This window comes from Mesorhizobium sp. 131-2-1 (genome assembly GCF_016756535.1).
GTDB lineage: Bacteria > Pseudomonadota > Alphaproteobacteria > Rhizobiales > Rhizobiaceae > Mesorhizobium.
Map to the genome: position 1 here is coordinate 1,769,760 of NZ_AP023247.1, position 21,286 is coordinate 1,791,045.

General features: G+C 64.6%; 24 protein-coding genes. 9 read left to right on the forward strand and 15 right to left on the reverse strand.

The window, feature by feature from the left end; translation table 11 throughout:
• Window positions 1-35: 35 nt before the first annotated feature.
• From rpoN to ptsN, 3 genes are all read left to right on the forward strand, one after another.
• Window positions 36-1,565, forward strand: coding sequence for an RNA polymerase factor sigma-54 (gene rpoN / locus JG743_RS08690; protein WP_202299475.1), 1,530 nt, complete (start codon window positions 36-38; stop codon window positions 1,563-1,565).
• A gap of 289 nt (window positions 1,566-1,854) precedes the next feature.
• A complete protein-coding gene (gene hpf / locus JG743_RS08695) occupies window positions 1,855-2,439 on the forward strand; it encodes a ribosome hibernation-promoting factor, HPF/YfiA family (protein WP_127286970.1) in 585 nt (194 codons plus the stop codon).
• A 61-nt stretch (window positions 2,440-2,500) separates the two neighbouring features.
• The gene (gene ptsN, locus JG743_RS08700) at window positions 2,501-2,965 is read left to right on the forward strand and encodes a PTS IIA-like nitrogen regulatory protein PtsN (protein WP_006200387.1); all 465 of its coding nucleotides are present in this window, start codon (window positions 2,501-2,503) and stop codon (window positions 2,963-2,965) included.
• Between the two features lie 71 nt (window positions 2,966-3,036).
• Here ptsN and JG743_RS08705 read toward each other — a convergent pair whose 3' ends face one another.
• A complete protein-coding gene (locus tag JG743_RS08705; protein ID WP_202299483.1) occupies window positions 3,037-3,294 on the reverse strand; it encodes a BQ00720 family protein in 258 nt (85 codons plus the stop codon).
• 64 nt (window positions 3,295-3,358) lie between these two features.
• Window positions 3,359-3,784 carry an Hsp20 family protein gene (locus JG743_RS08710; protein WP_126058304.1) on the reverse strand — a complete coding sequence of 142 codons (426 nt, stop codon included), beginning with the start codon at window positions 3,782-3,784 and terminating at the stop codon, window positions 3,359-3,361.
• A 153-nt stretch (window positions 3,785-3,937) separates the two neighbouring features.
• On the opposite strand from JG743_RS08710, the gene JG743_RS08715 reads away from it, so the two are divergent.
• Window positions 3,938-4,879 (forward strand): nucleoside hydrolase, encoded by a 942-nt coding sequence (locus JG743_RS08715; protein ID WP_202299485.1) that lies wholly within the window; start codon window positions 3,938-3,940, stop codon window positions 4,877-4,879.
• A gap of 179 nt (window positions 4,880-5,058) precedes the next feature.
• Here JG743_RS08715 and JG743_RS08720 read toward each other — a convergent pair whose 3' ends face one another.
• From JG743_RS08720 to JG743_RS08765, 10 genes are all read right to left on the reverse strand, one after another.
• On the reverse strand, window positions 5,059-5,328 hold the full coding sequence (locus JG743_RS08720) for a hypothetical protein (protein WP_244673090.1): 270 nt from the start codon (window positions 5,326-5,328) through the stop codon (window positions 5,059-5,061).
• A gap of 149 nt (window positions 5,329-5,477) precedes the next feature.
• Window positions 5,478-6,092, reverse strand: coding sequence for a LysE family translocator (locus tag JG743_RS08725; protein WP_202299489.1), 615 nt, complete (start codon window positions 6,090-6,092; stop codon window positions 5,478-5,480).
• A gap of 104 nt (window positions 6,093-6,196) precedes the next feature.
• Window positions 6,197-7,648 (reverse strand): amidase, encoded by a 1,452-nt coding sequence (locus tag JG743_RS08730; RefSeq protein ID WP_202299491.1) that lies wholly within the window; start codon window positions 7,646-7,648, stop codon window positions 6,197-6,199.
• Between the two features lie 5 nt (window positions 7,649-7,653).
• On the reverse strand, window positions 7,654-8,559 hold the full coding sequence (locus JG743_RS08735; RefSeq protein ID WP_202299493.1) for a ribokinase: 906 nt from the start codon (window positions 8,557-8,559) through the stop codon (window positions 7,654-7,656).
• A 90-nt stretch (window positions 8,560-8,649) separates the two neighbouring features.
• On the reverse strand, window positions 8,650-9,132 hold the full coding sequence (locus JG743_RS08740) for a hypothetical protein (RefSeq protein WP_202299495.1): 483 nt from the start codon (window positions 9,130-9,132) through the stop codon (window positions 8,650-8,652).
• Window positions 9,107-9,646: a hypothetical protein gene (locus JG743_RS08745; protein WP_202299497.1), complete on the reverse strand. Its 540-nt coding sequence runs from the start codon at window positions 9,644-9,646 to the stop codon at window positions 9,107-9,109. Before JG743_RS08745 ends, JG743_RS08740 begins: the two co-directional genes overlap by 26 nt.
• A complete protein-coding gene (locus JG743_RS08750) occupies window positions 9,613-10,005 on the reverse strand; it encodes a hypothetical protein (protein WP_202299499.1) in 393 nt (130 codons plus the stop codon). Before JG743_RS08750 ends, JG743_RS08745 begins: the two co-directional genes overlap by 34 nt.
• Window positions 10,006-10,028: 23 nt before the next feature.
• The gene (locus JG743_RS08755; RefSeq protein ID WP_202299501.1) at window positions 10,029-10,499 is read right to left on the reverse strand and encodes a hypothetical protein; all 471 of its coding nucleotides are present in this window, start codon (window positions 10,497-10,499) and stop codon (window positions 10,029-10,031) included.
• A 232-nt stretch (window positions 10,500-10,731) separates the two neighbouring features.
• Window positions 10,732-11,616 carry a methylated-DNA--[protein]-cysteine S-methyltransferase gene (locus JG743_RS08760; protein ID WP_202302520.1) on the reverse strand — a complete coding sequence of 295 codons (885 nt, stop codon included), beginning with the start codon at window positions 11,614-11,616 and terminating at the stop codon, window positions 10,732-10,734.
• A gap of 177 nt (window positions 11,617-11,793) precedes the next feature.
• Complete coding sequence (locus JG743_RS08765) at window positions 11,794-12,288, reverse strand: DUF2244 domain-containing protein (protein ID WP_202299503.1); 495 nt, start codon at window positions 12,286-12,288, stop codon at window positions 11,794-11,796.
• 22 nt (window positions 12,289-12,310) lie between these two features.
• Here JG743_RS08765 and nth point away from each other — a divergent pair, with 22 nt between their 5' ends.
• On the forward strand, window positions 12,311-13,117 hold the full coding sequence (gene nth / locus JG743_RS08770) for an endonuclease III (RefSeq protein WP_202299512.1): 807 nt from the start codon (window positions 12,311-12,313) through the stop codon (window positions 13,115-13,117).
• A gap of 47 nt (window positions 13,118-13,164) precedes the next feature.
• Here nth and JG743_RS08775 read toward each other — a convergent pair whose 3' ends face one another.
• Entirely contained in the window at window positions 13,165-13,620 is a 456-nt protein-coding gene (locus tag JG743_RS08775) for a DUF2214 family protein (protein WP_202299514.1), read from the reverse strand.
• 204 nt (window positions 13,621-13,824) lie between these two features.
• On the opposite strand from JG743_RS08775, the gene JG743_RS08780 reads away from it, so the two are divergent.
• Complete coding sequence (locus JG743_RS08780) at window positions 13,825-14,358, forward strand: GNAT family N-acetyltransferase (protein WP_202299516.1); 534 nt, start codon at window positions 13,825-13,827, stop codon at window positions 14,356-14,358.
• A gap of 5 nt (window positions 14,359-14,363) precedes the next feature.
• Here the strand turns inward: JG743_RS08780 and JG743_RS08785 are convergent, their stop codons facing one another.
• Window positions 14,364-16,841 (reverse strand): EAL domain-containing protein, encoded by a 2,478-nt coding sequence (locus tag JG743_RS08785; protein WP_202299518.1) that lies wholly within the window; start codon window positions 16,839-16,841, stop codon window positions 14,364-14,366.
• 328 nt (window positions 16,842-17,169) lie between these two features.
• Window positions 17,170-17,922, reverse strand: a complete 753-nt coding sequence (locus JG743_RS08790; RefSeq protein WP_202299526.1) for an IclR family transcriptional regulator — start codon at window positions 17,920-17,922, stop codon at window positions 17,170-17,172.
• A gap of 202 nt (window positions 17,923-18,124) precedes the next feature.
• Between JG743_RS08790 and JG743_RS08795 the strand changes: the two genes are divergently transcribed.
• The 3 genes from JG743_RS08795 to JG743_RS08805 all read left to right on the forward strand — a co-directional run bounded on the left by JG743_RS08795 (window position 18,125) and on the right by JG743_RS08805 (window position 21,283).
• Window positions 18,125-19,090, forward strand: coding sequence for a Bug family tripartite tricarboxylate transporter substrate binding protein (locus JG743_RS08795; RefSeq protein WP_202299528.1), 966 nt, complete (start codon window positions 18,125-18,127; stop codon window positions 19,088-19,090).
• 131 nt (window positions 19,091-19,221) lie between these two features.
• Window positions 19,222-19,755 carry a tripartite tricarboxylate transporter TctB family protein gene (locus tag JG743_RS08800; protein WP_202299530.1) on the forward strand — a complete coding sequence of 178 codons (534 nt, stop codon included), beginning with the start codon at window positions 19,222-19,224 and terminating at the stop codon, window positions 19,753-19,755.
• Between the two features lie 4 nt (window positions 19,756-19,759).
• Window positions 19,760-21,283, forward strand: coding sequence for a tripartite tricarboxylate transporter permease (locus JG743_RS08805; protein WP_202299532.1), 1,524 nt, complete (start codon window positions 19,760-19,762; stop codon window positions 21,281-21,283).
• Window positions 21,284-21,286 lie beyond the last annotated feature (3 nt).

Consider the following 21,286-nt stretch of genomic DNA (forward strand, 5'->3'; position numbering starts at 1 on the left):
GTCCTGTGCGTAGACGAGGCGTTTGAAAACCAACCATGGCGCTGGCGGCGAAACTACAGCTACGGCAGTCCCAGTCGCTGGTGATGACGCCGCAACTGATGCAGTCGATCCGGCTGCTGCAGCTTACCCATGTCGAGCTTGAACGCTTCATCGACGACGAGATCGAGCGCAACCCGCTGCTGGAGCGCGCCGAGCCGCAGGACGACGCGGCGAGCGACCAGGCGCAGAAGAGCGATGCCGCGCCGGAGCCAGCAGCTGATGGCGACTGGTTCGAAGCCGAAACGCAATGGAGCGCCGAGGCGATCTCGGACAAGCTCGACTCCTCGCTGGAGAATATGTTTCCCGACGATCCCGGCACCAGCGAGCGGCTCGGTCCGGACCTCACCGCGCAATGGAAATCGGCTTCCGGCAGCGGCATGGGCGTGTCCTCGTTGGAAGGTTTCGATGTCGGCGACATGGCGGCCACAGCGATCACGCTGCGCGAGCATGTCGGCGAGCAGATCGCGCTCGCCTTTGCCGATCCGGCGGCGCGGCTGATCGCCGGCGAGCTTGGCGACGGCCTCGACGAGGCCGGCTATCTGCGCGCCGACATGGGCGAGATCGCGGCTCGCCTCGGCGCCAGCGAAGCGACTGTGGCCAAGGTGCTCGGCATCTGCCAGACATTCGAGCCGGCCGGCCTGTTTGCCCGCGACCTCGCCGAATGCCTGTCGCTGCAGCTTGCGGTGCGCGACCGGCTCGATCCGGCGATGCAGGCGCTGGTCGCCAATCTCGAGCTGCTCGCGCGGCGCGATTTCCAGGCGCTGAAGCGGATCTGCGGCGTCGACGAGGAGGATCTCCTGGATATGCTGGCCGAGATCCGGGCGCTCGATCCGCGGCCCGGAATGGCGTTTTCGGGCGGCGCCAGCGACGCCATCGTCGCCGATGTCGAGGTGCGCGCCGCCAATGACGGAAGCTGGACGGTCGAGCTCAATGCCGAGACGCTGCCGCGCGTCCTGGTCGACAATGTCTATTTCGCCAGGGTTTCGGGCCACGCCAAAGGCCAGGCGGAGAAGGACTTCCTGGCCGAATGCCTGCAGAATGCCAACTGGCTGACGCGCAGCCTCGACCAGCGGGCAAAGACCATCCTTAAAGTCGCTTCGGAGATCGTGCGCCAGCAGGACGCGTTCCTCGTCCATGGCGTGCGGCACTTGAAGCCGCTCAATCTGCGCACGGTGGCCGATGCCATCGGCATGCACGAATCGACGGTGAGCCGGGTCACGGCGAACAAATACATGCTGACGCCGCGCGGTGTGTTCGAACTGCGCTATTTCTTCACCGCCTCGATCGCTTCGGCGGGCGGTGGCGACGCGCATTCCTCGGAGGCGGTGCGCGACCGCATCAAGCAGCTGATCGACGAGGAAAAGCCTGTCGACGTGCTCTCCGACGACGCCATCGTCGACATGCTGAGGGAAAGCGGTGTCGACATCGCCCGGCGCACGGTCGCCAAGTACCGGGAAGGCATGAACATTCCCTCCTCCGTGCAGCGGCGGCGCGAGAAGCGGGCGCTGGCCAGCGCCGGCCGCTGATCGCAGCTTCGACACGGTGGCGCCACGGCCGGATTTCCACAGTTTTCAAGCTTCATTGACAAGCTGCAATGAAGTGTCTAGAAGCCCGCCCGCATGAGGCGGGTCTGATGCCCGCAGCGGATGGGTCCGTCACGGCGAAGGCTTCGCGACGGCCAAGAAGGCAACTTGTGATCAACCGGAAAGTTCGGATTTAAAATCGGCGCGAGCGCCGCCGCAAAGCTTGTGCGCGCGGACCACGAGTATAAACTCGGGACAGTTTGAAGCCTGAGCAAGGAAGGTCAGTTTTCAGATGAAACTGCGCATTTCGGGAAAACACATGGACATCGGCGATGCGTTCCGTACGCGCATCAACGACCGTGTCGGCGAAGCGATCGGAAAATATTTCGATCGCGGTTTTTCGGGGCATGTCACGGTCATCAAATCGGGGTCGCGCTTTTCGGCCGACTGCATGATCCGGCTCGATTCCGGCGCCTCATTGCAGGCGACGGGCGACGCGCAGGACCCCACGCTTGCCTTCGAGGCGGCGGCTGATCGCCTCGAAACCCGCCTGCGGCGCTACAAGCGCCGCCTGAAATCGCACAATTCCGGCAATGGCAATGGCGAGCCGACCGACATCGCCTATACGGTGATGGCGCCGCTCGCTGACGACGACGAGGAGATCCCGGAGAATTTCGCTCCGGCGGTCGTTGCCGAATCGACAATGACGCTGCGCACCATGTCGGTGGCGTCGGCCGTCATCGAGCTCGACACCAAGGACAGCCCGGTCTTCGTGTTCCGCAATGCCGGGAACGAGCATCTTAACATCGTCTACCGCCGGCCGGATGGGAACATTGGCTGGATCGATCCGTCCACGACCAAGGTCGCACAGGGATAGCAGCCAGCCGCGCGAGGGGGCGAGGACTGGCTGCGGCGGGCGAACAAGGGATTTTTCAAGCATGGATCTGAGCGATCTGATCAACGTTCCGGCGATCATGCCGGCGTTGAAGGCGAACTCCAAGAAACAACTGCTGCAATTGTTGTCCGAGAGGGCGGCGGCGATTTCGGGCATTCCGGAGCGGGAAGTGTTCGACACCATCCTGCAGCGCGAGCGGCTTGGCTCCACCGGCGTCGGCAACGGCATTGCCATACCGCATGGCAAACTCGCCGGGGTGAAGCGCATTGCCGGCGTTTTCGCCCGGCTCGAAACGCCGGTCGATTTCGAGGCGCTGGACGACCAGCCGGTCGACCTGGTGTTTCTGCTGCTTGCGCCCGAGGGTGCCGGCGCCGATCACCTCAAGGCCCTGTCGCGCATCGCGCGCGTGCTGCGCGACGCCGACACGGTGGCCAAGATCAGGGGCACGCGCGACGCGGTGGCGATCCACGCGCTGTTGTCGGACACGCAGGCCTCGCACGCGGCCTGAAGTTTTTCGGATGAAAGTTCCAGAGGGCCGCCCTGGGCGGCCCTTGCCATTTGAATCCTGACAGGCCGCCTTTAGTGGATGGCGACGGTGGTCAGGTCGTTCTCCATCGCGCCCGCCAGCGCCCGGTCACGGGCGTCCGAGAGCAGGATCGGCTGGCCATTGGCGGCAAACAGCGCCCACAGTTCCAGGCCGGGCGCGATTTCGCCGAGGCCGGGGAAGCGGCCGCGCAGATCGTCGCTCGAGACTTTCCTGAGATAGGCGACCGAGCCTTCGCCGAGATGGGCGAATTCGCCGCTGGTCATGGTCAAGGTTTCGTCGGTTCTGGTCATTTCAAGCCTCCTTGGCGCGAGGACGCCGTCCAAGGCCGCCCCGCATGAGAGCCATCGGTAAAGATCAGTCTTTCACCGATATGTTTATTTTCCGTACCAGCCGCTCGACCTCCGGCCGATCGAGATCGATCGACAACAGGCCGTTCTTCAGCTCCGCCGCGATCACCCGCATGCCGTCGGCCAGCACGAAGCAGCGCTGGAACTGGCGCGCGGCGATGCCGCGGTGAAGGAATTCGCGCTCGGTATCGTCGGTCTGACGGCCGCGCACGATCAGCTGGTTCTCCTCCGTCGTGACATCGAGGTCGCTTTCGGCGAAACCGGCGACGGCGAGCGTGATGCGCAGCCTTTCGGCCATGCCGTCGGCCCCGCTGAGGCGCTCGATGTTGTAAGGAGGGTAGCTGTCACCGGACTTCGCCAGGCGCTCGAGCGTCTTTTCCATGGTGTCGAAGCCCAGGAGAAGCGGGCTCGAAAAGGGCGTCATTCGGCTCATGTTACAGTGTCCTCTAGAGAGCGACATAAACTGGAAAAACCCGGATGGCATTTTTCCCGATTGTCTTGATATGGTCCGCCGCGCGGACAAGTTCAAGCCATCACAAACCCCGCCCAAAAACCCCGCCCAAAAAGACTCCCAGAAGGAATTGAAATGCCGCAGTCACGCAAGATCATCATCGACACGGATCCCGGCCAGGACGACGCCGTCGCCATATTGCTGGCGCTCGGCAGCGCCGAGCTGGAGATCGTCGGCATCACCGCCGTTGCAGGCAATGTGCCGCTGAAACTGACCGAGAAGAACGCGCGCAAGATCTGCGAGCTGGCCGGCCGGCCGGACATCAAGGTCTATGCCGGTGCCATCCGGCCGCTGACGCGCGAGCTCGTCACCGCCGAGGAAGTGCATGGCAAGACCGGCCTCAACGGGCCGCAGCTGCCCGATCCGAAGATGCCGCTTCAGGATCAGTACGCCGTCGATTTCATCGTCGAGACGCTGATGCGCGAAGACAGCGGCACCATCACGCTCTGCCCGCTCGGACCGCTCACCAACATCGCGCTGGCGCTGATCCGCGAGCCGCGGATTGCGGCGCGCATCAAGGAGATCGTGCTGATGGGCGGTGGCTTCTTCGAGGGTGGCAACGTCACGCCGTCCGCCGAATTCAACATCTATGTCGACCCGCAGGCCGCCGATGTGGTGTTCAAGTCCGGCATTCCGATCGTGATGATGCCGCTCGACGTCACCCATAAGGCGCTGACCACCGCCAAGCGCACGCAGGCCTTTCGCAACCTCGGCACCAAGGTGGGCCTAGCGACGGCCGAGATGCTGGAGTTCTTCGAGCGTTTCGACGAGGAGAAATACGGAACCGACGGCGGGCCGCTGCACGATCCTTGCGTGATCGCGTATCTGCTCAAGCCCGAGCTGTTCAAGGGCCGCAACTGCAACGTCAGCGTCGAGACCTCTTCCGAGCTGACCATGGGCATGACCGTCATCGACTGGTGGGGCGTGACCAAGCGGGAAAAGAACGCCATGGTGATGCACGACATCGACCATGACGCATTCTTCGCGCTGCTGGTGGAGCGGCTGGGGCGGCTTTAGGGCCGCCTTTCTCCTTCCCCCCTTGTGGGGGAAGGTGGCCTCGCGAAGCGAGGTCGGATGAGGGGTGTTCCAGGGAACGCCAACGCCTCACTCCGCTGGAACAACCCTCATCCGTCTCGGCGCTAGCGCGCCGATCCACCTTCTCTCACAAGGGAAGAAGGAAGAGCGCTCTCCACCAGTCATTCCGGAAACCGATAGAAGACGAAGCCGTTGTCGCGCGTGACGCGCTCGATGCCGACACGTGAGCCGATCATACGCAGTCGATCGTCGTCGACGAGAAGGGATGAGCCGTCGTCAAGCAAAAGCAGGTAGTTGATGCGGCCATGTCCCCACTGGGCACTTCTCACTGTTGCATCGATGGCGGCAACCCACCGGATCGGGCTAGCGGCATTCGTCCAGCTGGTCAGGGCCGCGGGAATTGCCATGAGCAGAACGGCGATCAGGATCACGCCGAGTGCGTTCCTTTTCACATCCGCAATAGTCCAAGACACCGGCATGAATCCCCGCCTGAGGATTCATGTAATAGACAGAAGGTCGACTTTCAATCGGCCTTCTTCTTCCAGAAGATTGCCGTTCGCGTCTTAGCTTGCTGCCGCGATTACTTCGCCTTCGAGAAGGCCAGCCAGAGACCGCCACCGACCAGGAAGCTGCCGCTGATGCGGGACATCAGCTTGACGCGGCTGGCCGACAGCAGCCGACCGGCGCGGCTGGCGGCAAGCGCGTAGGTCGAATCCGACATGGCGGCAAAGATCATCGCGGTCAGGCCCATGACCACGATCTGCAGCGTGTAGTTGCCCTGCGGCGCGATGAACTGCGGGAAGAAGGCGCCGAAGAACACCAGTGTTTTCGGATTGCTGATCGCCACCAGGAAACCCTGCAGGAAGAAGCCGCCGCGCGGCTTCCTGGCCGACCCGTCGGGGTTCAGCGTGCCTTTCGAACAGAACATCTGCACGCCCATCCAAATCAGATAGGCGGCGCCGATCAGCCTGACCCATTCGAACCAGTGGCCCATGCCTGATATCAGCGTGTTGAGGCCGATGCCGACGATGGCGATCATGATGGCGAGCCCGGCCTGCGTGCCGGCGACGTTGGCAAGGCCGGCGCGCGCGCCGTGGCGGATGCTGTTGGCGATGATCAGCGTGACGGTCGGTCCGGGCACCAGGATGATGACGATGCAGGCAAGGACGTAGGTGGCGTAAAGTTCCAGCGACATGGTCTTCCTCAAGCAGGATGGCGCCGATCCGGCGGCGGCCGGGCTCGATCAATGCACGGCGCCAACGTCGGCGCAAGCGCCAGCCTGCCACCGATAGCCGGCCTTCAGCTTGCCCCAGCCTGCCAGGGCAGCGTCGCCTCATAGGCCGCGCCGGCCCGCAGCACGGCGAGATCGCCGCGTGGCCGCCCGATCAGCTGCATGCCCATCGGCCGACCCTTGCCGTCGAAGCCGACCGGCACATTGAGCGCCGGACAGCCGCCCAGCGTGGCGAAGGCGGAGACCTGCATCCAGCGATGGTAGCTGTCCATGGCGCGACCGGCCACCTCACGCGGCCAGTGGATGGCGACCTCGAAAGGGAAGACCTGCGCGGTGGGCAACGCGACGAGGTCGAACTGGTCGAAGATCGACAGCAGCGTCCGGTGCCAGGACGAGCGCCGCACCGTTGCGGCGTGGACTTGCGGCGCGGTGAGGCGCATCGCCTGCTCCACCTCCCATACGGCTTCGGGTTTCAGCAGCCTGCGCTTGGCCGGATCGTCGTAGTGCGCCTTGAGCGCACAGCCGCTGCTCGACTGGCGCAGCGTGACGAAGGCCTGCCATAGCGCTTCGAAATCGACATCCGGCACCAGCGCCTCGCTGTGGAAGGAGGCATCGGCGAAACGGGCGAGCGCGGCCTGGCAAAGATCGAGGATGCCCGGCTCGACAGGCAGGTGGCCGGCGAGATCGCCAAGCCAGGCGATACGGCCGCCTGTCGCCTTGGTCCGCAATCCGTCGAGGAAGGAGCCTTGCTTGTCGTGCGACAGCGGGGCGCGCGGATGATAGCCCGCCTGCTCGTCGAGCAGCAGCGCGATGTCGCGCACGCTGCGACCCATCGGCCCTTCCACACCCATCTGCGCGTGGAAGACATCGATGTCCGGCCCGGCGGGGACCAGCCCCTGCGAGGGGCGGAAGCCATAGACGTTATTGTAGGCGGCGGGATTGCGCAGCGAGCCGCCGAAGTCGCTGCCGTCGGCGACCGGCAGCATGTCGAGCGCCAGCGCCACCGCCGCGCCGCCGCTCGATCCGCCGGCGGTCAAGGCCGGATCGAAGGCGTTGAGCGTCGGGCCGAACACATTGTTGTAGGTGTTGGAGCCAAGCCCGAATTCGGGAACGTTGGTCTTGCCGATGATGATGGCGCCCGCCTTGCGGACGCGCTCGACGAAGAAGTCGTCCTCGCCGGGGACGAAGTCGGCGAAGATCGGCGAGCCGAAGGAGGTTTTCAGGCCCTTGGTCAGCGCCAGATCCTTGATCGCAATCGGCAGGCCGAACAACGCCCCCGCCTCGCCGCCGCGCGCCAGATGGGCATCGGCGCTGTCGGCTTCGGCGAGGATGCCGGCCCGGTCGCGTAGCGACACGATGGCGTTGACCAGCGGGTTCACCGCCTCGATGCGATCGAGAAAGGCTGCGACCACCTCGCGCACCGCCAGGCGGCGCTGCCTGATCGCGCCGGCAAGCTCCACGGCGGACAGCCGGCAGATCTCGCCCGCGGGCGGGACGGCATGCTTGGTCTTGGGACGCATGGCCGTCACCGCGAGCCCGAGAGGGCGGCGTCGACATCTTTCGCCAACGGAATGGCCGGCTGCGCGCCCGGCTTCAGGCAGGCGAGCGAGCCGGCGGCGGCGGCGCGCGCGAGCGCCTGTTCGAGCGGCAGGCCCGCCGACAGGCTGGCACCGAAATAGCCGCAAAACGTGTCGCCGGCGCCGACCGTGTCGACCGGGGTTATCTCCAGCGCCGGCAAGGTCAGGAACGTGTCGGGCGTCGCGGCCAACACGCCATCGCCGCCGAGGGTGACGACGATAGTACGTCCGGTCTTGCCGGCATAATCGCGCATCCGCGCCGGGCGGTCACGGCCTCCGAGCGACAGCGCCTCGCCATAGAGATCGAATTCAGTCTCGTTGGCGACGGCATAGTCGGCCTTGCCCAGCAGGTTGGATGCCTCGGCGCGAAACGGCGCGGTGTTGAGCACGGTGACAGCGCTAGCGGCGCGTGCCGCCTCGAGCGTGGCATCGATAGTCTGCAGGGGGATCTCGTGCTGCAGCAGGACGACATCGCCCTTCTTCAGTTGCGCCTTGGCGATGTCGCCGGGCAGCACCGAATCGTTGGCGCCCGGCACCACGGCGATGACGTTCTCGCCATCGGCGCCGACCAGGATCAGCGCCGTTCCGGTCGAGGCGAAGCTTTCGTTGATGCCCGAGAGGTCCACCTTGCCGTCCTTGAGCAAAGCGAGCGCCTCGGCGGCGAAGCTATCCTTGCCGACCGCTCCGACCATGCGCACCTTGGCGCCGGCGCGGGCGGCGGCCAGCGCCTGGTTGGCGCCCTTGCCGCCGGGTGCGGTGGCGAAAGTGGATCCGCGCACCGTCTCGCCCGGCGCCGGCAAGCGGTCGACATTGGCGATGAGGTCGAGGTTGATGGAGCCGACAACGATAATCAAGAAGAGCCTCCTGCTGACTGCGCCGGAAGCTAGCCTGTAAGAGCGCCGCTTGCCAGCCCGCAGTAGGGTTCCGCGCCGGCTGCCACACGCTCATTCGCAGCGCACGGTGACCGTGCCCTGATAGTTGCCGGCCGGAAAGATGCCCGGCGACTTGGTGGCGGTGAGGTCGACCTGAATGGTGTGGGTGCCGTTGATCACCCGCTGCGGCGAACTGCCTGGAATGTCCGTGCCCGAGCCGTCGAGCCGGAAGACGGTCGCGAAGGTGACGTTGGTGTCGCCGCCGCTTGGCGCCGAGGTGAAGGCGATCGGCGCCGGCGCGGAAACGGAATAGCAGTCGATCAGGTTTAGCAAGGTGCAGAGCGTCGAGTTGGCGGTGATCGTGGCCCCGGCGCTCGACCCGCCCGCCTGCTTGGAGCCGAGGATGTTGATGGCGAGGTTCGACTTCATTGTTCCCGAGGCGCCGATCACGATCGTGCAGGTGCCGACGATCGCCGCCTGCGCCGGAAGGCAGAGGCCGGCAAGTGCCGCCACCGCAAGCAGGGCGCGGCTATTTCTTCTTCTTTTTCCTGCCATCGCCGTTCGTACCTCTGATGCTCCAGCCCTCGTTGGCCCATCCGGCCGAAGCGGTCGTGGGAGCGGGAGCGGCCGTGGGAGCGGCGGCAGCCACGCTGCCCGTCGTCTGGCCGTCGGCGCCGAGGCCCATCTTGAGCAGCTTCAGTTCCATCTGCAGGCGCTCGACCTCGAGTTCGTAGAGGCGGCTGCAATCGATACGCTTCGGCGTCCGTCCGATCGGGAGAACCACGCGGCCATAGGTGGCGACGTCGCTGTTCGACTGGCTGCTGTTGTTGCCTCTGATGACGCCGACGTCGAGATAGGCGCCACTGCCGGAAACCGAGGAGCGGCATGTGGTGCCGTCGGAAGCATGCACCTCGTCCTGGCCCTGGGGCAGGGTGACACCGGGCAGGGTGAACCCCGTCTGGTTCTGGTTCAGGTTCAGTATGTCCTCGGCAAACCCGTGACTCACGACCGCCAAAGCGGGCAGCAAGGAGAGGGTCAGGACCTGCGATGTCCGAAGAACTTTCCGCATATCTGTGCCCTTATCTGCGTCTGCTCGCTTGGAAAGGGGATACTCTCGGTACAGATACGCACTTTACGCTCGGTCGCGCCGTCGAACGGCACCACCACAAGAACGGGACGCGATGCCTGGCCGGCCAGAAGAAAGGCGCTGGGTGTGATCCTGGCGGCGACCGGCTGGAAATCCTGGTCGTAGACATGAACCTCGACGCGAATGCGCTGGTCGTACGGGTTGCCTGGGAAGACGCGGACGGCGAAAGCATCGGTGAAGGATCTCACCTCGCCGCGCATCGGCGTCATCGACTGGCCCGTCGCGGCAAGGGGGGACAATGCGATGGCCAGCACCGCCGCCAGAATTCCAACCTTTTTCAAAGACCGCTCCTTTCGCGAGAAGGCTATTCGCAGCGCAGTGTCACGGTTGCCTGGTAGTTGCCGGCGGAGAAGCGGTTCGAACCGCTCTTTGTGCCGGCAAGGTTGACTGCGACCGTCGATGTGCCTGGTGCCGTCAGCGCGGTCGCGGTGCCGGTCTCGGCAATCGTCTGCGCGCCGGAGGTGGCAAAGGTCGGGGTCCATGTGGTGGCCGTGACATCCGAGGCCGGCACGGTGGTGGTCGTGACCGGGTCGACGCTGAGCGTGACGCCGCCCGTGGTATCCACCTGGGCGCTGCCGGCCGAACCGCCGGCATTGTGGGAGCTCAGCGACTGAAGATTGGTGCTGACGGTCATCGTGCCGTTGGAGTTGATCGTGATCGTGCAGGTCGCCGTGATCGTGCCGTTGAACAGCACGTTTCCGGTTGCGGCCGATGCGGTCTGGTCGATGCAGGCGACCAGCAGCGCCGCACCGATGACAGCGCGAAAGAATTTCATCGAAACCCTCCTATCAAGCCGATGTCCGGCTTAATACAAAGGCATCTTCGCTTTATCGTAGTTAATTTAGGGTAAACTTAAACGACTTCACTTGCCTACAAAGAGCAAAACCGGCGAAACCATGGGTTGTCGCCGGTTGTATCGCCTGTAGTCATCGGGCAATGAGTGTCATAATACTTGTTTATACTTCGAATCGCGGTTTTGCGCAACAAATCTCGAAAATATCGACGTTTCAGGAGACCTGTCCCGCCTCCCAGCCGAGGATGGCACGCTTGCGGGTCAGGCCCCAGTGGTATCCGGTGAGGGCGCCGGACTTGCCGAGCGCACGGTGACAAGGCACGACGAAGGACATCGGGTTGGCGCCGACGGCCGCGCCCACCGCGCGGCTGGCGCTCGGCGCGCCGATGCTGGCGGCGATCGAGGAGTAGGTGCAGGCCTTGCCCATCGGGATGCGCAGCAGGGCTTCCCAGACGCGCAGCTGGAAGTCGGTGCCGATCATCACCACGCGCAATGGCTGGTCGGCGCGCCACAGCCTTGGATCGAAGATGCGCGCGGCATAGGGTGCCGTAGCGCTCATGTCCTCGACATAGGCCGCGTTCGGCCAGCGGCCGGACATGTCGGCGAAGGCCGCCCGCTCGCCGCCGGGGTCGTTGAAGGCGAGGCCGGCAAGCCCGCGGTCGGTGACCATGATCAGGGCGATGCCGAAGGGCGAGATATGGTAGCCGTAGCGGATGGTGAGGCCGGCGCCGCGCGTCTTGTAGTCGCCCGGCGACATCGCTTCATGGGTGACGAAGAGATCATGCAGCCGGCCCGGGCCCGACATGCCCACCTCGAACGAGGCCTCGAGCAGCGGCATGCCGGAATCGAGCAGCCGGCGCGCATGGTCGAGCGTGACTGCCTGCAGGAAGGCCTTGGGCGACAGGCCGGCCCAGCGGGTGAACAGCTTCTGCAGGCCGGTCGGCGTCTCGCCGACCTCCTCGGCCAGAACCTCGAGCGAAGGCTGGTCGCGATAGTCGAGACTGATCTTCTCGATGGCGCGGCGCACGACCTCGTAGTCGCTGCCTTCCGGAGTGATGTCGTTCTGAAGGATCGCGGTCGGTTTCATCTGCGCATTCATGGTCATCTGGGCGTTCATGGCAATATCTCCTTGACCGCGAATATCGGTCTTCCCGCCCCTTGCCACCACCCGAAACTTGCCTTCCTGCCGCCCGCGCGCGCTGCTGCTTGACGCCCTATGCGGCAGGGCGTGGAAAGCCGGCGGACCGGATGCGCTGCACAGTTCCGCTTCTGTCGGTCAGCGCGCCTTGGCGGTGGCGAGCGCGCGCGAAAAGGCGGCGGCAAAGCTTTCGCGGGAGTTGGGGTCGAGGAAAGACCCGATCGGCACATTCTTGCCCTGCGCTTCCACCGCCATTCTGGTGATGCCGATCTCGGCATGGCGGGCGATCGAGAAGCGCGCCCAGAATGGATTGAAGCGATGCGCCTCCGATTTGCCCGACGGCGCCGTCTTGCGGATGTCGAGGCTGGTGCGAGACACCGATACTTCCTCGCGGGCGCGGGCGGCACGGTAATTGACGCGGAAAGCGATGTAGCCGGCGATCACGTCGAGCCCGAAGAAGCCGAAGACCGGCCAGGCGCCGCGCGACAGGAAGAAGGCGCCGGTGACCAGCCAGCCGAATGAAAGCGCGCCCATCAGGACGAAGAAGCCGGTGCGGCCGAGCGAGCGGTGCGGCGTCAACAAAGCGTGGAAGAAGGGTTCGTCAGCCTGGAAAGAGGCGTTTGTGTCGCTCATGGCTGGATATTATAGGAAGGAAATGGCAAGCCCCAAGACGAAAAAATCCCCAATGCCCAAAAATGCACTGCCGCCCGGCCGGCGCGACGGCTCGAACACCAAGCCGCGACCGAGGCCGGCGCGATCACGGCCGCTCTACAGTCCGGCCGAGGTGCATGAGATCTTCCGGCGGTTTTCCGTGCAGCGGCCGAAGCCGAAGGGCGAGCTCGAACATGTCAATGCCTTCACGCTGCTGGTCGCAGTGGTGCTGTCGGCGCAAGCCACCGATGCCGGCGTCAACAAGGCGACGCGAGCGCTGTTTGCGGTCGCCGACACGCCGCAAGAGATGCTGGCGCTCGGTGAAGCGAAAGTCGGCGACTACATCCGAACCATCGGACTCTGGCGCAACAAGGCCAAGAACGTAATCGCGCTGTCCAAGGCGCTGATCGACGAGCATGGCGGCGAGGTGCCCGCCGACCGCGATCAACTGGTCAAGCTGCCGGGGGTCGGACGCAAGACCGCGAACGTCGTTCTCAACATGGCCTTCGGCCAGCACACAATGGCGGTCGACACCCATATTTTCCGCATCGGCAACCGGCTGGGGCTGGCGCCTGGCAAGACGCCCGAGCAGGTCGAGCAGGGGCTGCTGAAGATCATTCCGGACGAGTATATGCGCCATGCCCATCACTGGCTGATCCTGCACGGCCGCTATGTCTGCAAGGCGCGCAAGCCGGACTGTCCGGCCTGCGTCATCGCCGACATCTGCAAGGCGGCCGAGAAAACGGCCGAGATGCCGGCGCCCCTGGTGCCGATCGCGCCGCTTGCGGAGACAGTTGCCGCCGAGGCTTAGAGCGGTCCAGCGCAATTCCGTACGGAAAACCGCCGCCTTGGAATTGCTCAGTAACCGTAGCCGCGTGCCATCGCGGCGGCGAAGACAGGGATCAGCAGGAAGATGAAGGCCTCGGCGCGGACATAGGTCTTCACCGAGGCGAGCTCGGCGGCGGGCACCGCGAAAGAGGGATTGGTGCCGGCCTGCCTGTTCCAGGAGATGAAACGGACGGTCGGGACGATCGACAAAAGGCCGACGATGACGAAGGCCGCCATCTTTGCCCAGAACATCCAGTTGTAGACGTAGAATTCCCAGCCCTTCAGGCCATAGAAGACGCGGCCGATGCCGACGACGACGATCAGCATGGCGATGATGCCGTAGTGGCGGTCGATGCCGACGAGGCGCTTCAATGTCGCTGCGGGCAAATCGCCCCGGATCAGCACGAACTCGGCGCCGATGATGCCGGCCAGCGAAAACACCAGCAGATGGTGGATGATGGCCAGCACGAGGTCGGTGGTATCCATGCTTTCTCCCTCAGGTCGAATGACGGGCAGGCTGAATCGGTCTGCCCGCGAAGACTAGCATCGTCGGACAGAATTCCCAGACGTGGTCAGCCCGCCCTGGTGTGGCAGGGCATTGGTCTGGAGGATCCTCCGTGCTGCCCGTGGCCCTTGTTCCACGCAATCGATTTGCTAGGCGCTTCTCGCAGGTCAATCGAGGCGAGTTCCATGGGCAGTCCAAAACCAATCGGCGTGCCGGTCATCGAAACGGAGCGGACCATCCTGCGGGCGCACCGGCTGGATGATTTCGACGCCTACGTCGCCATGTGGGCCGATCCCGCCGTCACCCGCTTCATCGGCGGCAAGCCGCGCACTCGCGAGGAAAGCTGGATGCGCTTCCTGCGCCATGCCGGGCTGTGGTCATTGCTCGGCTATGGGTTTTGGGCGATCGAGGAGAAGGCGAGCGGCCGCTTCGTCGGCGAGGCCGGATTCCACGATTTGAAGCGCGATATCGAGCCGTCGATCGAGGGCGTGCCGGAGGCCGGCTGGGCGCTGGCCCCGGAAGCGCATGGCCGGGGACTGGCGAGCGAAGTGGTGCAGCGCGCTCTCGCCTGGGGAGACGTGACGTTCTCGCCGGCCAGAACCGTCTGCATCATCGATCCGGAAAACACCGCTTCGCTCAATGTCGCGGCCAAATGCGGTTACAGGGAAATCCTGCGCACCACCTATCACGACAACGCGACGATCCTGCTGGAGCGGTAGCGCCGTCATCCAGCCTTGCGCAGCTTGCGCGCAAGGGCGTTCTGCGGATCAGCGTGCGGCGCGGCGCCGGGGTGCAGCAATTTCGTGCGTGCGTCGAACGGTTGCGGCCTGGCGATCGCATAGCCCTGGGCATAGTCGACGCCGATCGATTTCAAGGCCGTGACGATGCTCTCGCTTTCGACGAACTCGGCAATGGTGCGCTTACCCATCACCTTGCCGATATGGTCGATCATCTCGACCATGGCACGGTCGATGCGATCCTCCAGCATGTCCTTGACGAAGCTGCCATCGATTTTCAGATAGTCGACGGGCAAGTGCTTCAGATAGGCGAAGGACGACATGCCGGAGCCGAAATCGTCGAGAGCGAAGCGGCATCCCAATTCGCGCAACTGGGCAATGAAGCGCATGGCGTTGGCGAGGTCGGCGATTGCGCTGGTCTCGGTGATCTCGAGGCAGATGAGTTTCGGCGGAATGCCGTTGATGTCGAACTGCTCGCGCAGGAAATCGAGAAACGTTTCGTCACCGAAACTTGCCCCCGAGAGATTGATGGCACAGGTGGCAATCGGAGCGGCCGCAGGATCGGCAAGGCGCGCGGCCAGAACGGCGAAGGTGCTGCGCACGACCCAGCGGTCGATCGACGGCATCAGCCCGTAGCGCTCGGCCGCCGGAATGAAGCTGGCCGGCGAGACAATGGAACCATCCTCGTCCGTCAGCCTGAGCAGGATTTCGAGATGCGCCCCGCCTTCCGCCGCGGCGGCGTTGAGCGGCCATATCTCCTGGGAATAGAGCCTGAAGCGGTTTTCCTCCAGCGCGGCGTGCAGGCGCTGTACCCAGGCCATTTCCGTGAACCGTTCCCGCAGGGCCGTGTCGCTGTCGCTATGCAGTTGAACCCGATTGCGGCCCTTTTCCTTGGCCATGTAGCAGGCGACATCGGCGGCCTGCAGGGTTTCTTCAAGCGTGACCTTGGCATCCACGATCTGAACCATGCCGATGCTGACGCTGATGGCGAACGGTCTTCCGGTCCAGGAGAAATGCAGGTCCTGCACGGTCGCGCGCAGCCGTTCGGCAATGTCGGCGGCGAGATCCGGGCTGCAATCGAGGAGGAGGACGCCGAATTCGTCGCCGCCCAGTCGCGCCAGAATGTCGTCCGGCCGAAGTTCGTTGCTCAGCAATATGGAGACCTGGCGCAGCAACTGGTCGCCGGCAGCATGGCCGCATGTGTCGTTGACCAGCTTGAACTGGTCGAGATCCAGATACATCAGGGCATGCTGGCCGGTCCGATGATGCAAGTCCTGGATGGCCTTCTGCAGGCGGCTCTCGAAGTCGCGGCGATTTGCAAGCCCCGTCAACCCGTCATGCGATGCCTGCCATGAGAGGCGCTCGATGTAGTCCTGCTCGCGCGTCATGTCATGGAAGGCGAGCACGGCGCCGACGACTTGGCCGGATACCAAAAGCGGTGCGCCGGTCAGGGCAACGGGAACGACCGAACCGTCGGCGCGCTGCAGCAGTCGCGGGCGGGCATTGGAACGCCTCGGCTCGCCGGCCAGAAGGCGCTCGATCCATTGCGTCTCCTCGACGCCGTTGTCCTTGTCGATGAGCTTGAACAGCGACGCGATCGGTTTGCCTCTCGCCAGTTCGAACGTGCGCGCCAGCAGACGTTCGGCGACCGCGTTCATGTAGTCCAGCCGCCCGTCGGAACTCGTGCTGATCACGGCCTGGCCGATCGAAGCAAGCGTGATCTGGGCCCGTTCGCGTTCGGCATTGAGCGCGCTCTGGAAAGCCTGGCGTTGCGCCAGGAGTTTGCGCGTGCGCCACACGGCAAGCAGGATGAGCAATGCCGCCGTGGCGAGATTGGCCAGCGTCAACGCCATGTTGATGAAACGCGAACCCTCGCCCAGGCTGTCGGAGAATGCCTTGGAGAGGGGGCCGATCTCATCGTTGAGCCGGTGGATCTCTGCCTTCCAGGCACCGATCTGCTCCGCCGATACCGGTCCTTCCGCGACCTTCCGGTGGATTGTCTCGCCCAGCGCATCGAGCGCCAGGATCATGTCGTCAGCCGCCGCCCAGCGCTGGATGGCGGCGTCGAGATAGCTGAACCAGCGAAAATTCCGGAACAGCCAGATCATTCCCGCGACATCGTCAGCGTGATTTCCACCTTGCAGGAAGCCAGCGCGCGCCGCGTCGGTGTCGGGCTCGGCCTGCTCGAGCGCCAGCCGCGCCGCATGATCGGCCAGTGGAACGGCAATGGCTGCGCGATACTCGTTGAAGAAATCCGTCTTGCCGGTATCGGCATAGAGGCTGAGGAAATAGATGGCCTCTTTCTGTCCTTTCGACCAATGGCTCTCGCCGCCAACGTAGGCGCGAACCGCCGAAAGTGTGTAGAGGCTGCCGCTGGCGACCAGCGCCTGGACAAGGACCACGAGGATGAATGGCCAGACCAACCCGACAAGACGTGGGCTGGAAAGCGCCGGTGACAGCCTCATCAAGCTTCCATGGAAATTGCCATGGCCCCCGTGAACCCGCTGGGCCTGACCAAGGCAATTGCAGGCCAGGCGAAACTTCTCTCCCTCGTGTCGCGGCTCGTCACGCGACAACAGCTCGACTAGCATGTCGGCCTTAACAGCCAATAAACTTGCCGAGTATTTTCACTTGAGACGACTGTCTTCTTCCACAGGGTGCTTACGCAAGGGTATAGGATAGGATTTTAGGCAAATACTATTGCAGTTCGACTTCTTGCAATTTGCTTTCGCTCGAAAGCCCGGCAAGTCGTGGCCAACTCATGGAAACATAATTCAAAGAGATTCCAGTGCTTTACAGGCGTTCGGCCGCTTTCAAACTTGCCCGTTCTAGCATCGAGGCGTCCTCGCCGAAGGCGCGCGTGGCGCGAGCCGCCGCCTCGAGCAACGGCGCGGTCATGCGCCGCAGAAAGGCTGCGTCGACTCGCGTTCTGGGGCCGGCAAGGGTGAGTGCGCCGAGAAGGGTCCGGCCAGGTCCAAAAACAGGCGCCGAGACGCCTGCCGTCTCGGGGTCGCGGTCGCCCACCGACAAATGGTGATAGTCCGCGCGGATGGTCTCGTAGGGCTCGCCCGGCTCGCCGGAGAACGCGGCAAGTACGCGGCCGCCGGAACCCGCCAGCAAGGGCAGCACGTCGCCCTCGCGGATCGTGTAGCGGATCGGATGTTTGGATTCGACGCGGTAGAGGCAGGTGCGGACATCGCCGGAGCGGACATAGAAGGCGACGCTTTCCCAGCTCCGCTCCGACAGATCGCGCATGATCGGCAGCAGGACATCCATGGCCACGACCGACCGCTGGTAGAGCGCGCCAAGCCTGAAGGTGGCCGGCCCGATGCGATAGCGCCCGTCCTCGAGGCGTTCCAGCAACTGTCCGCGCATCAGCGAGTTGGCGAGCCTCAGTATCGTGCTCTTGTAAAGGCCGGTGCGGGTGGCGATCTCGGCCAGGCCGAGCGAGCGATCGGCCGCGGTGAATGCGTCGAGGATGGCGATGGCGCGGTCGAGCGCTGCAACGCCCTCGGCCGATGCCGGACTTGACGATGTGTCTGTCATCTCGATGACGGTTTCATTTCGATGCCCCGCCCGGGCAGGGCCGGGATGGCGGGATTTTGTCGTGTCAAAGCCGTTCTGTCCAGCAGAATGGCATTCCCGTTGACAGAACGCGGTAACATCTGCTTGAACTCGAAGTGCGGGTCTGAATTCAGGCCACGTCTTGGCAGGCACCGGAGGAGGTGTCGTGATTTGGAGGAATCCCATGCTGAACAGACGCAGATTCTTGACGAGCACCGCGGCCGGCATCGCGGCATTGCACTTCACACCCGCCTTCGCGCAGGACGCGCCGCAGCTCCAGATCTTCGTGCCGGCCGCGCCCGGCGGCGGCTGGGACCAGACGGCCCGTACGATCGACCAGGTGCTGCGCTCTGAAAAGCTGATCTCCGGCTCACAGATCACCAATGTCGGCGGCGCCGGCGGCACGGTCGGCCTGCCGCAGTTCGTGAACCAATGGAAGGGCAAGGGCAATTCGCTGATGGTGGCCGGCATGGTCATGGTCGGCGCCATCATCGCCAACAAGTCGGCCAACAACCTGACCGAGGTGACGCCGATCGCCCGCCTGACCGGCGAGTTCGAGGCGCTGGTGGTCCCAGCGGCATCGCCGTTCAAGACGGCGGCCGATTTCGTCGCCGCGCTCAAGGCGGATCCGACCCAGGTTCCGGTGGCGGGCGGCTCCGCCGGCGGTTCGGACCATATCCTGTTCGGGCTGATCGCAAAGTCCGCCGGCGTGCAGGCGACCAATCTCTCCTATGTGCCGTTTGCCGGCGGCGGCGAGGCGCTGTCGGCGCTGCTCGGCAACCAGGTGGCGGCCGGCATTTCCGGCTATGGCGAGTTCTCCGAGCAGATCAAGGCGGGTGCGCTCAGGTTGCTCGCCATCTCCGCCGACAAGCGCCAGGAAGGTATCGACGCGCCGACGCTGAAGGAGGCCGGCATCGATGTCGAACTGTTCAACTGGCGCGGCGTCTTCGCTCCGCCCGGCGTCTCCGACGACGACAAGGCGGCGATGATCAAGCTGGTCGAGACCATGGCCAAGAGCGAGGCCTGGGCGACCGAGTGCAAGAACCGAAACTGGACGCCGATCCTGCTCAGCGGCGACGATTATGCCAAGTTCGTCACCGAGGACACCGCCCGCATCGGCGCCATCCTCAAGGATCTCGGCCTCGCCTGATCCCTTCCCCCGGCGGGGCGGCCAGAGCCGCTCCGCCTGGACCCTCGCCAAGCGCATGGACATGACATCCATCGCGGGCGAGACTGCGGCCAGGCCGGCCGTGGGATGCCGGCCATCGAGGGAGGACGTTCATGAGCACCAGCGACCAGCAGGCGCCGCCGCGCTTTGCCGTACCCGAATTGTTGATCGGCGTCGGGCTTCTGGCCTGCGCCGCCGCCGTGGCCTGGCAGACGCTGGCGATCCCGGTGTCGCCGCTCTATTCCAAGGTCGGACCGACGGTCTTCCCCTACATCACCATGGCCGGCATGGTGGTCCTGTCCTTGCTGCTCATCGTGGCGGCGCTTCGGGGCGGCTGGCAGCCCGAGGAGGAAAAAGAGACGCCGACCGACTGGAAGGCGATGGGTTTCGTGGCTGCAGGCCTCGTCGCCAACCTTGTGCTCATCCAGCCGCTTGGCTTCACCGCCGCCTCGGTGATCATGTTTGTCCTGATCTGCTACGGTTTCGGCAGCCGGAATCCGCTGCGCGACGCGCTGCTCGGCCTCATCCTGGCGCTCGCGGCCTATTTCGGTTTCGCCAGGGCGCTCGGCGTCAACATCGGCGCCGGCTTCGTCGAGAACCAGTTGAACACGGCGATCAACGCCGTCATCGCCATGGTCAGGGGCTGACGCCATGGACACGCTCAACCAACTCGCGCATGGCTTCTCGGTTGCCTTCACTCCGGCCAATCTGTTGTGGTGCCTGGTCGGCACCACATTGGGAACAGCGATCGGCGTGCTGCCCGGCCTCGGGCCGGCGCTGACCATCGCATTGCTTCTGCCGATCACCTACCAGGTGGCGCCGGAAGCCTCCTTCATCCTGTTCGCCGGCATTTATTACGGCGCCATGTATGGCGGTTCGACGACGTCGATCCTGCTCAACACGCCGGGCGAAAGCGCCACCATCGTCACCGCTCTGGAAGGCAACCGGATGGCGCGTTCGGGCCGCGGCGGCGCGGCACTCGCCACCTCGGCGATCGGCTCCTTCGTCGCCGGCACGATCGGCACGCTGGGCGTCGCCTTCCTGGCGCCGATCGTGGTCAAGTTCGCACTGGCCTTCGGCCCGGCCGAATATTTCTCGCTGATGGTGCTTGCCTTCATCACCGTCTCGGCTGTGCTCGGCTCGTCCTCGGTGCGGGGGCTGACCAGCCTGTTCGTCGGCTTCGTCATCGGCATGATAGGCGTCGACCTGCAGACCGGACAGCCGCGCTTCACCTTCGGTACGGCCGAGCTGCTTGACGGCGTCGATGTCATCATCGTCGCCGTCGGCCTGTTCGCGGTCGGCGAGACGCTCTACATGGCCTCGCGCCGCTATGCCGGCAAGGACGAGATCGTGCCGCTCAAGGGCTCTCTCTACATGACCGCCGCCGAATGGGCACGCTCGTGGAGGCCATGGCTGCGCGGCGCCCTGATCGGCTTCCCGATCGGCGCCATGCCGGCCGGCGGCGCCGAGATCCCGACCTTCCTGTCCTATGCGATCGAGAAGAAGCTGTCGAAGCACAAGGAGGAGTTCGGCACGGTCGGCGCCATCGAGGGCGTCGCCGGCCCGGAGGCCGCCAACAATGCGTCCGCCGCCGGCGTGCTGGTGCCGATGCTGACGCTCGGCCTGCCGACCTCGGCGACCGCGGCGATCATGCTGTCGGCCTTCCAGAGCTACGGCATCAATCCGGGGCCGCTGCTCCTGACCACGCAGGCCAATCTCGTCTGGGGCCTGATCGCCAGCCTGTTCATCGCCAACATCATCCTCGTCATCCTCAACCTGCCGTTGATCGGCCTGTGGGTGCGGTTGCTCAAGATCCCGGCGCCGCAGCTCTATGCCGGCATCCTGGTGTTCGCCACCGTCGGCACCTACGGCATCTCGCAGTCGCCGATCGACCTCGTCATCCTCTACCTGCTGGGGGCTGCCGGCTTCCTGATGCGGCGTTTCGATTTCCCGACCGCGCCCGTCATCATCGGCATGATCCTCGGCCCGCTCGCGGAGACGCAGTTCCGCCGCGCGATGACGATCGCCAATGGCGACTGGACGGTGTTCTACCGGCATCCGCTGTCGCTGACGCTGCTGACGCTCGCCTTCATCGGTCTCGTCGGCCCGCATATCTGGGCCTGGGTCGAGCACCGGCGCAGGCGCGGACCGGAGCATGTGCCTGGCGATGCCTGATCG

Excerpts from the sequence above, each read along its gene's own strand:
- rpoN (WP_202299475.1), top strand. The coding sequence starts at position 36 with ATGGCGCTGGCGGCGAAACTACAGCTACGGCAGTCCCAGTCGCTGGTG.
- hpf (WP_127286970.1), top strand. The coding sequence starts at position 1,855 with ATGAAACTGCGCATTTCGGGAAAACACATGGACATCGGCGATGCGTTC.
- ptsN (WP_006200387.1), top strand. The coding sequence starts at position 2,501 with ATGGATCTGAGCGATCTGATCAACGTTCCGGCGATCATGCCGGCGTTG.
- JG743_RS08705 (WP_202299483.1), bottom strand. The coding sequence starts at position 3,294 with ATGACCAGAACCGACGAAACCTTGACCATGACCAGCGGCGAATTCGCC.
- JG743_RS08710 (WP_126058304.1), bottom strand. The coding sequence starts at position 3,784 with ATGAGCCGAATGACGCCCTTTTCGAGCCCGCTTCTCCTGGGCTTCGAC.
- JG743_RS08715 (WP_202299485.1), top strand. The coding sequence starts at position 3,938 with ATGCCGCAGTCACGCAAGATCATCATCGACACGGATCCCGGCCAGGAC.
- JG743_RS08725 (WP_202299489.1), bottom strand. The coding sequence starts at position 6,092 with ATGTCGCTGGAACTTTACGCCACCTACGTCCTTGCCTGCATCGTCATC.
- JG743_RS08730 (WP_202299491.1), bottom strand. The coding sequence starts at position 7,648 with ATGCGTCCCAAGACCAAGCATGCCGTCCCGCCCGCGGGCGAGATCTGC.
- JG743_RS08740 (WP_202299495.1), bottom strand. The coding sequence starts at position 9,132 with ATGGCAGGAAAAAGAAGAAGAAATAGCCGCGCCCTGCTTGCGGTGGCG.
- JG743_RS08745 (WP_202299497.1), bottom strand. The coding sequence starts at position 9,646 with ATGCGGAAAGTTCTTCGGACATCGCAGGTCCTGACCCTCTCCTTGCTG.
- JG743_RS08755 (WP_202299501.1), bottom strand. The coding sequence starts at position 10,499 with ATGAAATTCTTTCGCGCTGTCATCGGTGCGGCGCTGCTGGTCGCCTGC.
- JG743_RS08760 (WP_202302520.1), bottom strand. The coding sequence starts at position 11,616 with ATGAATGCGCAGATGAAACCGACCGCGATCCTTCAGAACGACATCACT.
- JG743_RS08765 (WP_202299503.1), bottom strand. The coding sequence starts at position 12,288 with ATGAGCGACACAAACGCCTCTTTCCAGGCTGACGAACCCTTCTTCCAC.
- nth (WP_202299512.1), top strand. The coding sequence starts at position 12,311 with ATGGCAAGCCCCAAGACGAAAAAATCCCCAATGCCCAAAAATGCACTG.
- JG743_RS08775 (WP_202299514.1), bottom strand. The coding sequence starts at position 13,620 with ATGGATACCACCGACCTCGTGCTGGCCATCATCCACCATCTGCTGGTG.
- JG743_RS08780 (WP_202299516.1), top strand. The coding sequence starts at position 13,825 with ATGGGCAGTCCAAAACCAATCGGCGTGCCGGTCATCGAAACGGAGCGG.
- JG743_RS08785 (WP_202299518.1), bottom strand. The coding sequence starts at position 16,841 with ATGAGGCTGTCACCGGCGCTTTCCAGCCCACGTCTTGTCGGGTTGGTC.
- JG743_RS08790 (WP_202299526.1), bottom strand. The coding sequence starts at position 17,922 with ATGACAGACACATCGTCAAGTCCGGCATCGGCCGAGGGCGTTGCAGCG.
- JG743_RS08795 (WP_202299528.1), top strand. The coding sequence starts at position 18,125 with ATGCTGAACAGACGCAGATTCTTGACGAGCACCGCGGCCGGCATCGCG.
- JG743_RS08800 (WP_202299530.1), top strand. The coding sequence starts at position 19,222 with ATGAGCACCAGCGACCAGCAGGCGCCGCCGCGCTTTGCCGTACCCGAA.
- JG743_RS08805 (WP_202299532.1), top strand. The coding sequence starts at position 19,760 with ATGGACACGCTCAACCAACTCGCGCATGGCTTCTCGGTTGCCTTCACT.